13 protein-coding genes and 1 tRNA gene are annotated in these 13,168 nt (G+C 42.2%); 8 read left to right on the top strand and 6 right to left on the bottom strand.

Annotated features, from left to right (window positions below; genetic code table 11):
- Positions 1-66 precede the first annotated feature (66 nt).
- Positions 67-885, top strand: a complete 819-nt coding sequence (locus E0F88_RS13740; RefSeq protein ID WP_131958824.1) for a transglutaminase domain-containing protein — start codon at positions 67-69, stop codon at positions 883-885.
- Positions 886-990: 105 nt separating this feature from the next.
- Here the strand turns inward: E0F88_RS13740 and E0F88_RS13735 are convergent, their stop codons facing one another.
- Complete coding sequence (locus E0F88_RS13735) at positions 991-1,227, bottom strand: hypothetical protein (protein WP_131958823.1); 237 nt, start codon at positions 1,225-1,227, stop codon at positions 991-993.
- Between the two features lie 123 nt (positions 1,228-1,350).
- Positions 1,351-2,670 carry a Gfo/Idh/MocA family protein gene (locus E0F88_RS13730; protein ID WP_131958822.1) on the bottom strand — a complete coding sequence of 440 codons (1,320 nt, stop codon included), beginning with the start codon at positions 2,668-2,670 and terminating at the stop codon, positions 1,351-1,353.
- Positions 2,671-2,999: 329 nt separating this feature from the next.
- Between E0F88_RS13730 and E0F88_RS13725 the strand changes: the two genes are divergently transcribed.
- Positions 3,000-4,139, top strand: coding sequence for a hypothetical protein (locus tag E0F88_RS13725; RefSeq protein WP_131958821.1), 1,140 nt, complete (start codon positions 3,000-3,002; stop codon positions 4,137-4,139).
- Positions 4,140-4,192: 53 nt separating this feature from the next.
- On the opposite strand, the gene E0F88_RS13720 is transcribed toward E0F88_RS13725, so the two are convergent.
- Together E0F88_RS13720 and E0F88_RS13715 are read right to left on the bottom strand one after the other, a co-directional pair.
- A complete protein-coding gene (locus E0F88_RS13720) occupies positions 4,193-6,376 on the bottom strand; it encodes a catalase (RefSeq protein WP_131958820.1) in 2,184 nt (727 codons plus the stop codon).
- Between the two features lie 22 nt (positions 6,377-6,398).
- A complete protein-coding gene (locus E0F88_RS13715) occupies positions 6,399-6,950 on the bottom strand; it encodes a YciE/YciF ferroxidase family protein (protein WP_131958819.1) in 552 nt (183 codons plus the stop codon).
- A 304-nt stretch (positions 6,951-7,254) separates the two neighbouring features.
- Here E0F88_RS13715 and E0F88_RS13710 point away from each other — a divergent pair, with 304 nt between their 5' ends.
- Entirely contained in the window at positions 7,255-7,980 is a 726-nt protein-coding gene (locus tag E0F88_RS13710) for a hypothetical protein (protein ID WP_131958818.1), read from the top strand.
- A gap of 129 nt (positions 7,981-8,109) precedes the next feature.
- Positions 8,110-8,955 carry an aldo/keto reductase gene (locus E0F88_RS13705; protein ID WP_131958817.1) on the top strand — a complete coding sequence of 282 codons (846 nt, stop codon included), beginning with the start codon at positions 8,110-8,112 and terminating at the stop codon, positions 8,953-8,955.
- A gap of 67 nt (positions 8,956-9,022) precedes the next feature.
- Here E0F88_RS13705 and E0F88_RS13700 read toward each other — a convergent pair whose 3' ends face one another.
- Together E0F88_RS13700 and E0F88_RS33690 are read right to left on the bottom strand one after the other, a co-directional pair.
- Positions 9,023-10,144, bottom strand: coding sequence for an AI-2E family transporter (locus E0F88_RS13700; RefSeq protein WP_131958816.1), 1,122 nt, complete (start codon positions 10,142-10,144; stop codon positions 9,023-9,025).
- A 93-nt stretch (positions 10,145-10,237) separates the two neighbouring features.
- Positions 10,238-10,396, bottom strand: coding sequence for a hypothetical protein (locus E0F88_RS33690; RefSeq protein ID WP_165940058.1), 159 nt, complete (start codon positions 10,394-10,396; stop codon positions 10,238-10,240).
- A 79-nt stretch (positions 10,397-10,475) separates the two neighbouring features.
- Between E0F88_RS33690 and E0F88_RS13695 the strand changes: the two genes are divergently transcribed.
- The 4 genes from E0F88_RS13695 to E0F88_RS13680 all read left to right on the top strand — a co-directional run bounded on the left by E0F88_RS13695 (position 10,476) and on the right by E0F88_RS13680 (position 13,118).
- Positions 10,476-10,559: transfer RNA gene (locus tag E0F88_RS13695), tRNA-Leu, on the top strand.
- A gap of 507 nt (positions 10,560-11,066) precedes the next feature.
- Positions 11,067-11,798, top strand: a complete 732-nt coding sequence (locus E0F88_RS13690) for an FxLYD domain-containing protein (RefSeq protein ID WP_131958815.1) — start codon at positions 11,067-11,069, stop codon at positions 11,796-11,798.
- A gap of 16 nt (positions 11,799-11,814) precedes the next feature.
- Entirely contained in the window at positions 11,815-12,075 is a 261-nt protein-coding gene (locus tag E0F88_RS13685) for a hypothetical protein (RefSeq protein WP_131958814.1), read from the top strand.
- Between the two features lie 41 nt (positions 12,076-12,116).
- A complete protein-coding gene (locus E0F88_RS13680; protein ID WP_131958813.1) occupies positions 12,117-13,118 on the top strand; it encodes a HEPN domain-containing protein in 1,002 nt (333 codons plus the stop codon).
- Positions 13,119-13,168: the final 50 nt, after the last annotated feature.

Below are 13,168 nucleotides of genomic sequence, written 5' to 3'. Positions count from 1 at the left end.
GCCTCAACACGCGGGTGGCATGCGATTTTAAAGTGTTCAGAAGCAATTAATCTAAAATCGAATTTTATGAAAATGAAGGGAAGGAGCGTAATCACATATAGTGTATACGCACCTACAAATGTAACCACCATGCTCAGGCCACGCCGGCAAGACGGACAATCAATTATACAGGAAGGGTTTGAAATAAGCCCGTCAGTCCCATTCTCAGAATATACTGATTTATACGGTAATCCTTGTCAAAGGGCGATTTTACCGGCAGGACAGGTTACAATTACTACGGAAGTTCAGGCTCAGGTCAACATCACAAAACCGATTCCTTCCCCTGTTCCGGCATATATACTTGTAGGTGATTTGCCAGACGAAGTAATGCATTACATTTTGCCAAGCCGTTATTGCCAGTCGGATTTGCAGGAAATAAGCAATTTGGCGATGCAGATTGCGGGGAATTTCGTACCAGGTTATGATCAGGTTGAGGAGATTAGGAAATGGATTCATCAGAATGTGAAATATCAGTACGGGATCAGCGATTCCACCACAACCGCCTTGGATACAGCCAGAAACCGGATAGGTGTCTGCAGAGATTTTACCCATCTTGCCATCGCCATGTGTAGAAGTCTTTGTATCCCTACCAGAATGACGGTTGGCTACCTTGACAAACTTCAGGAAATGGATTTACACGCCTGGTTTGAAGTATACATCGGTAACGAATGGTATACATTCGATGCTGTGCAGGAGCAGACTGAGGGTTACCGTATCGAAATTGCGCACGGACGAGATGCAGCCGACGTTGCGATGGTTACACAGTATGGGAATGCAACCCTAGATTCGCTTCATGTTGAGGTTGAATTGATGGAGCCAGAGCCTGCTCCTGCACAAAACTCATAGTCAATCGCAATTATAGGTAGAATGAGATATAAAAAAACAGAGCAATTTCCTTTACAGGAACTTCGCTCTGTTTTTTTGCAAAAGACGTGAGACTTTTTAGGAGATTTATTTCTGGTCTTCAAAATCATCGTTACGGTTCCGACCTTTGCCATGACCGCCTGTTCCGCCTTTTATAGCGATTCTTTCTTCAAGCTCTTCTTTTGAACCCGGCTTGCTGTAATCGATGCCATAGTCATCAACCTGGTTATCAGCAAAGTTATCGTTGTCGTTTCTATTTATCGAGCCACGTTCCTGGCTTTTAGTATTTGGCTCCTCTTGCTTATGTTCCTGTTCGTTTTCCATGATTTCGGTTTTTAGTTTCAAACCCTGGGCTTACAAAACCTATTCCAGAAAAATATTTGCGAACAACTAAGTAGTCAAAGAAGACAGATCCAGTCAGAACTTCTTTCAGCCAATCCGGAACATTTAGATTTTAATTCCCCATTCGCTGTTCATGCTTCGTCCGAGCAGTTCATTTGCTTCTTTGTCGTCTTTGAACATTTCTTTTTTCGGATTCCATTGCAAGGGTCGTTTCAATCGGTAGGCAATGTTTCCGATGTTACAAACCGAAGCAGTCCTGTGGCCAATTTCGACGTCACTAACCGGTTTACTTCGTTTACGCATAGCTTCAAAGAAATCCTTGTAGTGATTCTCGCTTTTGTAAACATGTTTTTCATTTTCTCCTATAACCTTGTCTTTTAAAGAAGCAGGTGTGGTTTCCAGTTTCTTACGCTGAATTCTCAGTTCTCCCTGCGTTCCGGTAAACAGGATGCCGTTGTTCCATTCCCACTTTTCATGAGTCATGGTAATTCCATTCTCATAGCGGTAAGTCAGAAAAGGGTGCTCTTTACCATCCGGAGCGATTACTTCTACCGGGCCGCTGTCATCCATATCAAGCGCCCACTGTACGATGTCGAACATGTGAGCTCCCCAGTCAGTGACCATTCCTCCTCCAAACTCCCGGTAATTTCTCCAGTTTGGAAAAACGTCTTTGGTTATAGGTGGCGCCAGTTCGGAATTGAAAGCCACAGGTGTATTCGGCCCGAGCCATTTGCTCCAATCCAGTCCATCCGGAATAGGCTCAGCTGCAAGGTCATAAGCAACCGGAGGCGGGCCTACGTTTACCTTTATGCTTTTTATCTCACCTATGTATCCGTTTCTGATCAACTCAACGGTCTGTCTGAACTCGGGCCAGGAGCGCTGCATGTTTCCTGTCTGGAAAACACGTTTGTGCTTGCGTGCGGCATTCACCATCGCGCGGCCTTCTTTGACTGTTAAAGAAAGGGGCTTTTCACAATAAATATCCTTTCCCGCCTCTGCCGCGCGCACAGCCATTGCTGCGTGCCAGTGATCGGGTGTGGCAATGACTACGGCATCTACATCTTTGCGCGCCAGTATCTCTCTAAAATCGTTATATACATTAACTTCTGAATAAGCACCCGCCTGCGTATTTTTCTCATAATGAGTCTTAATGCGGTCAATCGCAAGATCAGCCTTTGCTTTGTATACTTCACTGATGGCAACAACACGTGCCTCGTTGGTTCCTAAAAAAGATCCGATCAGTCCCTTTCCCTGCTTTCCTGTACCAATAAAACCCAGCGAAATCATATCACTTGGCGCCAGATACATCGAACCATCCGGTTTTTTTCCTCCCAGAACAAATCTGGGGACAATCATAAATCCCGCCAGTGCGGCTGTGGTTTTGCCTACAAAGTCCCGCCGGGAAATTGGGTTTTCTTCTTTCATTTTATATACATTAAAGGTTTGGAATTGTATGCTGCTCAGGTATAATGACGATACTTTGACTCATTTACTCTTCAGATAAGCAAATTATTCCTTTAAATACTTAAAATGTTTCCGCTTTCCTGAAAACCAACTCAAATCTGACACCGCAGCCTGTTTACAAAGTCTGTTCTCACTGAATATGAATTGTACCATTTTTGACATTTAACAAAACGTTTTTCAACCGAAAAATATGTTTGCGGGCCGCAAAAGCAGATTATTGCCTCATGGAATATCACCATAATTTAAAAATCAATTTATCTTTGAAATACCTGTTTCAAAAAATCTGAAATATGTCAATACCTTTTCCCTATCACCGCACAACCTGGTTTTTCAAGTTTTGTGAATGTCTGCTTGCCATTTATGGTGCTTACAGCATCATCATATTGCCCTCCGAGCTTTTACCGCCCTCATTCTGGGAAAAGTATGGTAAGTTTCTTGAGTATGAGTCCATGGTAAGTTACAATCTTATTCTCATTTCCAGCCTCATTTATACCTGGATTTGGGAAAAAGGTGAGCGTGCGGGCAGAATCTCCAGCGTTATGCATCATGCATGGCTTCAGGGCATTATCCGCTACTGGCTGGCGCTGATGATCTCAACATACGGCTTTGCAAAAATTTTAAAGACGCAGCTTCAGTCACCGGATTACCGGCTCGACATACCTATGGGAGAAGTTGACGGATTTGGTCTGACCTGGTATTACTTTGGTTACTCCTACACACTGGCGGTGATCATTGCACTTTTTCAGATTGGCGGATCAGTGCTGCTGCTTTACAGGCGCACAACGCTATTAGGCGTGATGATTCTGCTACCTGTATTGGTTAACATTTTGTTTATCAACATCTTCTACTCAATCGCTACCGGAGCATTTGTCAATTCTATTCTTTTTAAGATTGGTTTAACATTTTTATTACTGGTTGATATTAAAAAGCTAAAATCAGTGTTCTGGGATTTGGCAGATCATCTTCCGCCGGTCGTTATTGGTGCAGGATGGATGAAAACTGCACTAAGGTTCTTACCCATTGCGGCTGCTTTTTCTTTGATCAATTATTATGTAGTCACCGACGAAAGCGACACGGTGTTGCGGGGCACCTGGAAAGTAGAAAAGATCACACGAAACGGTGAGGTTGTACCGGATGCTGCGTGGCTGACAGATTCCACTGCTTACAAACGTATTTATTTTTCCGGAAGGTCTGGCTGTGCATTTAGTCCCAACCCCTATCGTTATAAACCTTCTGAAAGTTTGCGTGGTTCATACCAGTATGATAGTTTGAAAAACGATTTAAAGTTATCATTTGCAGGTAAGAGCGATAAAAATCCGAAGAAAGATTCTGTCAGGGTTTTGGTGAGCAACCGGACGCAGAAGAAAATGCATCTGCATACGATTTTTAATAAAGATACCCTGGATTTTGAATTGGCTAGACTGCGGTAAAACAAAAGCCATCCGCATATAATCTACGGATGGCTTTCTTGTATAATTCAGGTTTATGCCGGAATCTTTCTTGGTTTTTCACGCTCCCAAAAGCGGTGCTGGGCAATTGCAATAATAAATTTGTCAGCTAGCGTTTCAGCATCGCCACCTACCACAATTCCTTCACGAAGAACAGTTTCTTCGGAAAAATCGGATGGTATCTTTTTGCTGAAATAGGTCGCTTCCAATACCTGTGCAGCAGATTCGTCAGCAGCGATTGCTTTACAGTGTTTAAAAGCCTCATTCAGGAAATGGATCGCATCAGCCTCTGCCTCAATTGTAGCTACGCTGTTGGTTCCTCCGGGAACATATACCGCATCATATAAAACCGAAGATGCAGTCAGAAAACTATGGCTGACATAAATCTCTTCGTCATTGGCTGAAATAATATAATTCAACCTTGGTGCGATAACCTCCACCACAGCTCCTTCTGCTTCCAACGCAGCTTTTACTGTTTTCAACGAAACTTCGTCGACGCCGTCAGCAGCTAGAAACGCTATTTTTCTGGTTTCAACGGTGTCCTTGATCGTATTAGCCATACTCAGCGCATCAGACGATTTTAAAGACCCTTCAACCATTACAGAATCGTAATCAGCCGGATCTCCGTCCGCAGGAATACTGTGATTTACAGGTAATGCAGGATCCTGTGGAACAGAAATACGTAGCGCAAATGCCACTTCGGCAGCGAGACCCTTATCAATCAGAGAAAGAATGCCAAGCATCCGCTCACGGATCGCGACTGTTTTAACCTTTCCCAGCTCAAAGCTCAGTGCATCTACAATGTGGTTCTTTTCGGGATCCGACTGGCTGTTAAAAAACAACCTTGCCTGACTGAAGTGATCGAAGAAGCTTTTGCTTCTTGCACGCACTTTACCGGCATCAATTCTTTCGGCATAACTGGTAAATCCGCCTTCCGAAGCTTTCGCTTGGGCAGGTGATCCGCCGCCAAGGGAATTTGGGCTGTAACTTACTTTTCCTTTATTGATCGTCTGACGCATGTGGCCGTCACGTTGATTGTTGTGAACGCTCACGATCGGTCTGTTGATCGGTATTTCCTGAAAGTTAGGTCCGCCCAGACGAAGCAGTTGTGTATCCGTGTAGGAAAACAAGCGGCCCTGTAGCAATGGATCGTTGGTAAAATCGATACCGGGCACTACATGTCCAAGGTGAAAAGCAACCTGCTCGGTTTCTGCATGGAAATTATCCGGATTTCTGTTCAAGGTCAACTTTCCAATTCGCTGGACGGGCACAAGCTCCTCGGGAATTAATTTTGTAGAATCCAGCAGATCAAATTCAAACTTGAATTCATCTTCTTCGGGAATAATCTGAACACCCAATTCCCATTCCGGGAAATTACCGCTTTCGATTGCATCCCAAAGATCTCTTCTGTGAAAATCCGGATCCTTGCCGGAAATATTCTGCGCTTCGTCCCAGGCAACCGAATGCACCCCCAGCAACGGTTTCCAGTGAAACTTCACAAAGCTGGAAACTCCTTCTTCATTTATAAAACGAAAAGTGTGTACACCGAAACCTTCCATCATACGATAACTTCGTGGAAGGGCGCGGTCACTCATAACCCACATAATCATGTGTGCAGATTCTGGCATCAGGGAAATGAAATCCCAAAACGTGTCATGAGCAGATGCAGCCTGCGGCATTTCACTATCCGGTTCAGGTTTCACCGCATGTATTAAATCCGGAAACTTTATCGCATCCTGAATAAAAAAGACAGGAATGTTGTTTCCTACAAGGTCAAAATTACCTTCCTGTGTATAAAACTTAACCGCAAAACCTCTTGCATCTCTTGCCAGATCCGAAGAGCCGCGTGAACCAGCAACGGTTGAGAACCGAACGAATACAGGTGTTTCAATTTCTGTATCATTCAAAAACCCCGCCTTCGTTAGTGAAGCCATTGGTTCGTATACTTTGAAAATACCATGTGCTCCTGATCCTCTTGCGTGCACGACGCGCTCAGGAATCCGCTCATGGTCAAAGTGAGTCATCTTTTCGCGGAAGATAAAATCTTCAAGCAGTGACGGTCCTCTGTCGCCCGCTTTCAAAGAGTTTTGATCGTCATTAATCCGCGTTCCTGTGTTAGTAGTCATCAGTTGGTCTGATGCAATTTCTGTATGTGGAGCCAGGGTGACTGTTTTATCATTTTCCGGCTGGACGGCCGGTTCTGCTTTTTTGGTTGCCATAAAAGTTTTATTAAGGGTTAAATCAGGCTTCCTCAGAAGCTTTATAGTTGACGTCATTTTCGGCCACTTCCGTAAGTAATTCATCCGCAAGTTTTTCCTCTGCAAGTGTTGCCGCAAGAATTTCAGCAACCTCATCAAGTCCAAGTGTTTTGGCAAGCTGTGTCAGCCCTCCATAAGTTGCAATCTCATAATGCTCGACTTTTTGTGAAGCTAGGATAATGCCCACATCACGGGTAGCAGTGCCTTCATCTGTACTTTCTACGATCCCCTCTCCTTCTTTTGACAAGCCTTCCATCGCATCACATTTTTTTGCGATGGCTTTTTCACCCATCAGATCAAAAATCTGCTCAAGACGAACAACATGTCCTTTTGTTTCTTCAAGATGGTTTGTGATGGCGGTAACCAGTTTTTCCGATGTTGCTGCCTGAATCATTTTTGGCAACGCTCTAACCAGATGATTTTCAGCCCAGTAAATATCCTGAAGACTGTCCAGAAACAATTCTTGCAGTGCCGGTTCAGCACTAGCCGAGGTTTTGGTCTTAAATTTTGGCTCTGAGCCCGATTCCGTTTTCATATGAATAATTGTTAATGTTTGCCCGCCCCTTAAAAAATGCGTTCCATTGCTTTTAGCAAGCCGGCAGCGCACATTTTTGCTTTCTCAAGCATATATTTTTGATTATCCGGAATTTGATGTAGAAAGCAATACACGCTATCGGTTGATTCAACGCTGTAAAACGCGTTAGAAGGAACTGCTGGTCTGATTTTCTCATATTCTTACACTTCAACTGGCAAGCTTTTTTCCGGCTGATGCTTAGACAAATTGATCTTGTTGATCTTGGCAGACCTAATAATCATAGACCTTTCACAATTATACATTTATGAGAAAACTATCCCTGCTCATTGCTTGCGGCTTTATTCTTTTTATTCCGACCCATAAGGTACTTGGGCAGCTTACCGTGTTTAATGTGTCCTCGTCCGATATTACCGATGTCCGTAAAATAAGTATTCAGCAGCAATTTGAAATTCAGGACCAAATTGAGTCTTCAACTACTCTGACCTACGGTTTGGGAAAAAAGTGGGAAGTGGGATTAAATTTGATCAATCTGGATTACAGCGCAAAAAACAAACACTTTGAAATCAACGACAGTACCATCGCCAGTCCTTTTGCTCCGTTGCTTCTGGCAAATGCACAAAAGGTTTTTGAACTAAATCAAATATGGTCGGTTGGTTTGGGAGCAGTAGCTGGCACTAATCTGTCGCATTTTCATCCCGACAAGTTTGTATATTACGGCTACACCAACCTTGTCGCTTCACTTGGAGATCATGACCGGTACAAATTTGCTGCCGGGCCTTACATCAGCAACCACCGGTATCTGAGTGACGGTGCCGTTTATGGGTTTCAGGGCGCGGTAGATGCCGGGTTATTTTATAAAAAACTGCATTTTTTAGCAGACTGGATATCCGGTACTCATAAAAAAGGGAAACTTTCCTTGGGCATAGAAGCCTTCCTTCTCGAACGCCTGCCGCTTTCTTTTGGCTGGCAAAGAAGCAATTCAGATGGTGCTAAGGCTGCTGTGGTTCAATTAACTTTTCTGCCTAAATAACTTTGGCTTTTATGTACAAAACCCGGTGAATTAATTTTTAACAGCAACAAATTAACTTATTTTTTGTCTTCAAACTTCCGGGCACATTTTTGTTTATGCTAAGTAAAAAAACACTAAAAACAGGAAATAATGAATTCAGTAAAGAAAGATCTTACATTTAAACTTGGTAATGAAATTGAAATAAACCGCCTGGGATATGGCGGCATGCAGCTCACAGGTTTTGGCGTTTTCGGTGAGGTAGCAGATCGGGACAATGCAAAAAAAGTTTTACAGGCTGCGCTAGCTTCCGGAGTGAACTTCATAGATACGGCAGAAGCATACGGCCCGCAGTTTAACGAATCGCTGATCGCTGATGCTTTATTTCCCTATAACAAGGATTTGATTATAGCAACAAAGGGTGGTTTTGTACGGCCCGGACCAAACAAGTGGGTACCAAACGGAGATCCTGAATTTATCCGCCAAAATATTGAGGGAAGTCTGGATAGATTAAAAACGGACACAATTGACCTTTGGCAGCTGCATAGAATTGATCCTAAAATTCCTGTGGACGAAACGCTTGCCCCGGTTGTTGATGCGGTAAAAACGGGGAAGATCAAATTTGTTGGCCTTTCCGAGGTAACCATCGAGCAGATTGAGCTGGCGGAAAAAGTACTTCCAATTGTTTCGGTTCAAAACCTTTATAACCTGGGAAATCGCCAGTGGGAAAACATTGTGGATTATACAGCGGAACGCGAAATGGCATTTATTCCATGGTTCCCGCTTGCTTCGGGCCCGGATAAACTGGCTGAAAAGATCACTAAAATCGCGGAAAAACATAAAGCTACAACTGCTCAGATCGCGCTTGCCTGGCTGCTAAAGCGTTCATCGAACATCTTGTTAATACCTGGTACAAAGTCAATTGCGCATTTACAGGAAAATATGAAGGCCGCAGAAATTGAACTCTCAGAAGAAGAATTTGCTGAACTGTCGAAGTAAGACAACTGATTAACAAAAACGGATCGCCTGACAACAGACGATCCGTTTTTTTGCTGAATGAGCTTTACTACGCTTTATCAACACCAGGTCTGGTGGTAACTTTTCCTTTCTTACGGAATGCGGGAAAGGTCATAGGACTTCTTTGCGGGCGCTCATCACCCAGAAGCACACCCCATTGTTTGAAAATATCTGTTCTGTCAAAGATTACTTTAAGAACTGCAATAATCGGCATGGAAAGGAACATTCCTGAGACACCAGCAATATTTCCTCCGATTATCACTCCCAAAATGGCAAAAAGCGCATTGATTTTAACTTTTGAACCGACAATGCGTGGCATTAAGATATTATTATCCAGAAATTGTACACCCGCAATCACACAAAGCACAGTCACAACCGGCCAAAGCTCTGTGGAAGAAGTCAGAGTCAGCAGAACGCCGATGATGTTGCCTATCAATGCACCTACATAAGGAATCAGGTTCAAAAAAGCAAAGATAACACCAATCAGAAGGGCATGTTTGATCCCGATCACCATTAATATAAGCCCCAGCAAGACAGTCATATAGGTCACTTGTATTAACAATCCAACCAGGTAACTTTTAATGATTGTCTCTGTTTCATAGATAGCCTCTTTCACCTTGGGATGGTGGTCCGGTGTAAACCACATAAAAATGAAACGCAGGATGATGTCTTTGTAGAAAAGCATCAGGTAAATGTAGATGGGAAGCAGTCCGACAAAAACGAAAAGCGAGCTTAATGTAAGAGCAGCACCACTGGCTCTTTTTCCTGCAAAACTGATCAGTTCATTGGTATTTTTATTGATAAATTCCATCTGTTCAGTAGTCGAATAACTGCTGATCGTAGAAACCCAGTCGCTTAAAGCCTTTACATGGATTGCCACGTTGTTTTTAATCTGGGGAAAATCAGCAACGAGGAGACCAACCTGGGCAGAAAAAAACCAGACGATCCCACCCAGAATGATCACCAGTAGCAGAATCGGCAGAACGATCGCTAGCGCTTCCGGGACTTTATGACCCTTCAAAAACCGAAAAACCGGCAGCAAAACAATACTGATAAAAAATGCCATTATAATTGGCATAATGATGTCATTTCCAATGACGAAGATACCCACCAGTAGAACCAACCCGAGTAATTCGATTGACCTTTTGACAGTTAATGGTAAATTGTTCATGTCCATTTAAAAAAAAATTCGTTTAGAAGCACCGGAATATAAGAATCTAAATCTGTTAAACAGATCATAAAGGCCAATATTTCAAATGCGGAGTTACGACAGATTAATCACATATCGTGCCAGAAGAAAGCCTTTAACTGCCAGACCTGCGATGTCACCACCATCAACATACGTCAGAGGAAACAAATCTCTTATTTTCTGTTCATTTACAAGACGATAGGAGAAATTGGTAAAAATCAACCACAAAAACATTTCTAACACCTTTGGATCATCTATTTAAAATTGTATTTTCGCATCTCGATTGGGAAAAGCCCAGTCAAAAATCGTCTATGGCCAGGTGGTGGAATTGGTAGACACGCTACTTTGAGGGGGTAGTGCCTTTACAGGTGTGGGAGTTCGAATCTCCTTTTGGTCACGAAAAATCAAGTATTAAAAGCTGCAAATCAAACATTTGCAGCTTTTTTTGTTTCAGTTAAAACTTTTGATCCGGAGAAACATTCCTGGGATCACTCTTTGGGAAATTCCCCGATGTTCTTGCTCGGCACAACTCCCGATATAAATTAAAATCTTTACCAGCGTTGGCTACGGGCTGCCGCTTATTAATCACTTCCAACTAAATCTACGAAAATTAATGATTTAGTTATATATTGGGATTTGTATTGTTTTTGACTTATTGGTACTCCCAACTATTACGTCGTAAGCGACTAAATACTAATGAATTTTGATTCATCCGGAACTTTAACATTTTAAGCTACCTCTCTGATAAAAATCTGTTTACTTTACAATATTATTTCTTGTATTTAGCTTTTCGAACATTGCCGAAGGTAAGCTTTCCGGGTACCGGAAAATCATTAATTAAATACAAAACCCACTCTCATTAATGTAAACATCTTTAATATACTCTCAATCTACCCTCCCTAAAATGAAAAACAACAAAATCTTGATCGCCATAGCGGTGATCCTACTTGTGTCGGCCTCAGCTGGCTTCTTTTTTAAAGATTCAATCTCGATTCTTTTTGGTCCAAAAGCTGCGGTGAATAAAGCACTGACCATGTTTAAAACTCAAAAGTTAGAAGAAGGGTCGACATCGGTTTTTGATTACAGCTACGTGAGCACAGCTCTTGAAAAATACAAATACTATCAAATAGATGAGTGGAAACTAACCTCGATAGAAAAAGATGGGAAAACATACGTCGAAGTCGATGGCACAACAACTAATGCTTTCGGCGCTAAGCTTCAACGAAATCCGGTTTTTGTTCTGACCAAGACATTAGGTGATTGGAGAATAATAGACAGCTATGGATTTTTTGTCTTCGATGGAGACATGGATATACCGGGCAAATCTGATTTGGAAAAAGATAAGCTTATGCAGGACATGAAGGAAAAGGTCAAGATCGATAAGTGGAGCTGGAATAGGACTGGTTATGGCGGAGCGGTTGAAGGAAAGGGTGTAGTAGTTAATGAATCAGAATTACCCATTAGTTATCTAAAAATGGAGGTTACTTATTCTGATAATGCCGGAAACGTTGTAAATACAGATGAAACGTACGTCGTAAGCGATAAGCTTGCTCCTGGCCAGCGAAAACAATTCACCTGGTACACATCGGATTGCTATGGTTGTGATAACGCGCAAGTAAAATTGCTTTTTGAATAATTGTCTGATTCAGATTATGACAGAAGAAAGAATCAGACAAAAACTTGACCGGGCACTGAGTGAAGGTCTGCTATTGGCTTGCAGAATGAAAACTGGCATTAGCGATATCGGAACTGTCAGGAAGATAGACCCGGAAACATACGATGTATTTGACTTTGTACCAAGAACCATAGTAGCGCCTGACGAATACCAGGGCATTGCTTATTTACCCAACGGATCAGAGCGGGAGATGAGCTTTGTGGTGGAGAATTTTATTGAGGTTTTTATTGCTGAGTGAAAAAGTATCAAAAAATATAGCCCTTCCAAACAAATTCGCAAATGAGCTACATCCAAGCAATCTCAGGTATTTTAAATTTAAAATTAAGTGAGGCCGTTAACTTTAAAGGGGATATTAAGCTAAGTCCAAACGGTCGTAATGAGTATAGCGATATCTACCACAATGAGGCTTTCCTAAGATGCTATGGTGAAACTGGTTACACATTTTTACGTGATCTACCAAACATGTACTATGCTCTACCGGAAGAAATGGCCAAATCTACAAGCACTATAGCCGATTCCTGCATAATAGCCTTTAAAGAGTTTCTTATGCCTTTATGGTTCATTAAGGATAACGCAGTTTGTATTGACAGGATTTTCGCTTCTGACGATTCATTTGTCAGATTTTCGATGGCACAATCAAATATCAATTTCACAAATTCATCTGGAGATCACAAACCTGAGAAATTCTCAAAAGAAGAATTTGATAAGGCATTTTCATTACTAGACCTCTTAATGCCAGCCATGGCTGAATCAAAAAGTCCCGCTGATCTGGCAAATGGGCTTACCGTATCAAAAAAAGAGAATTATGACGATTACGAGGCGCAGATAAGCACCTTTAATTTTAGCAACTACGATATTCCTAGGATTCACCGTGCATATAATTTCCTGCTATTGCTTCGGAATATATCATATTTACCAATAAAAATCATCCTTTATCTGTCCTTGCTAGAAGCTCTGGTAACGGACTTTGAGGAAAAAGGCCTTAAGCCCAAGGTTAATGATCGTGTCCGTAAATATCTGGCATCTTCCGAAGAAGATAATTCATTACTCTCATCTCAGCTCGATGCAGCGTACAACTTTAGAAACAAGTTTGCTCACGGTCAGCTACCTGTACTGGCCGATGATGACGGGAAAGATGTTCCATATTCGTTTGACGATATGAAAGTGATCAGTATCAGTGTTGACGATGTCGCCAGGCGCCTGTTTACTAAAATCCTAACCTCAAACCTTCAGGAGTTTAAGGAATTAGATAAAATCAAACCTTTTTTTGAGAATCTCTGAAAATCATGAAAAGTGGGAAGGTTGACGCCTTTCCACTTTTCATGATTAAT

The sequence above is a fragment of the Dyadobacter psychrotolerans genome (assembly GCF_004349265.1).
GTDB classification, from domain to species: domain Bacteria; phylum Bacteroidota; class Bacteroidia; order Cytophagales; family Spirosomataceae; genus Dyadobacter; species Dyadobacter psychrotolerans.
This window is presented reverse-complemented; position numbering and strand designations above follow the sequence as displayed.

What these genes read in the sequence shown, in the direction of transcription:
- E0F88_RS13740 (WP_131958824.1), top strand. Translation starts at nt 67, where the DNA reads ATGAAAATGAAGGGAAGGAGCGTAATCACATATAGTGTATACGCACCT.
- E0F88_RS13735 (WP_131958823.1), bottom strand. Translation starts at nt 1,227, where the DNA reads ATGGAAAACGAACAGGAACATAAGCAAGAGGAGCCAAATACTAAAAGC.
- E0F88_RS13730 (WP_131958822.1), bottom strand. Translation starts at nt 2,670, where the DNA reads ATGAAAGAAGAAAACCCAATTTCCCGGCGGGACTTTGTAGGCAAAACC.
- E0F88_RS13725 (WP_131958821.1), top strand. Translation starts at nt 3,000, where the DNA reads ATGTCAATACCTTTTCCCTATCACCGCACAACCTGGTTTTTCAAGTTT.
- E0F88_RS13720 (WP_131958820.1), bottom strand. Translation starts at nt 6,376, where the DNA reads ATGGCAACCAAAAAAGCAGAACCGGCCGTCCAGCCGGAAAATGATAAA.
- E0F88_RS13715 (WP_131958819.1), bottom strand. Translation starts at nt 6,950, where the DNA reads ATGAAAACGGAATCGGGCTCAGAGCCAAAATTTAAGACCAAAACCTCG.
- E0F88_RS13710 (WP_131958818.1), top strand. Translation starts at nt 7,255, where the DNA reads ATGAGAAAACTATCCCTGCTCATTGCTTGCGGCTTTATTCTTTTTATT.
- E0F88_RS13705 (WP_131958817.1), top strand. Translation starts at nt 8,110, where the DNA reads ATGAATTCAGTAAAGAAAGATCTTACATTTAAACTTGGTAATGAAATT.
- E0F88_RS13700 (WP_131958816.1), bottom strand. Translation starts at nt 10,144, where the DNA reads ATGAACAATTTACCATTAACTGTCAAAAGGTCAATCGAATTACTCGGG.
- E0F88_RS33690 (WP_165940058.1), bottom strand. Translation starts at nt 10,396, where the DNA reads ATGTTTTTGTGGTTGATTTTTACCAATTTCTCCTATCGTCTTGTAAAT.
- E0F88_RS13690 (WP_131958815.1), top strand. Translation starts at nt 11,067, where the DNA reads ATGAAAAACAACAAAATCTTGATCGCCATAGCGGTGATCCTACTTGTG.
- E0F88_RS13685 (WP_131958814.1), top strand. Translation starts at nt 11,815, where the DNA reads ATGACAGAAGAAAGAATCAGACAAAAACTTGACCGGGCACTGAGTGAA.
- E0F88_RS13680 (WP_131958813.1), top strand. Translation starts at nt 12,117, where the DNA reads ATGAGCTACATCCAAGCAATCTCAGGTATTTTAAATTTAAAATTAAGT.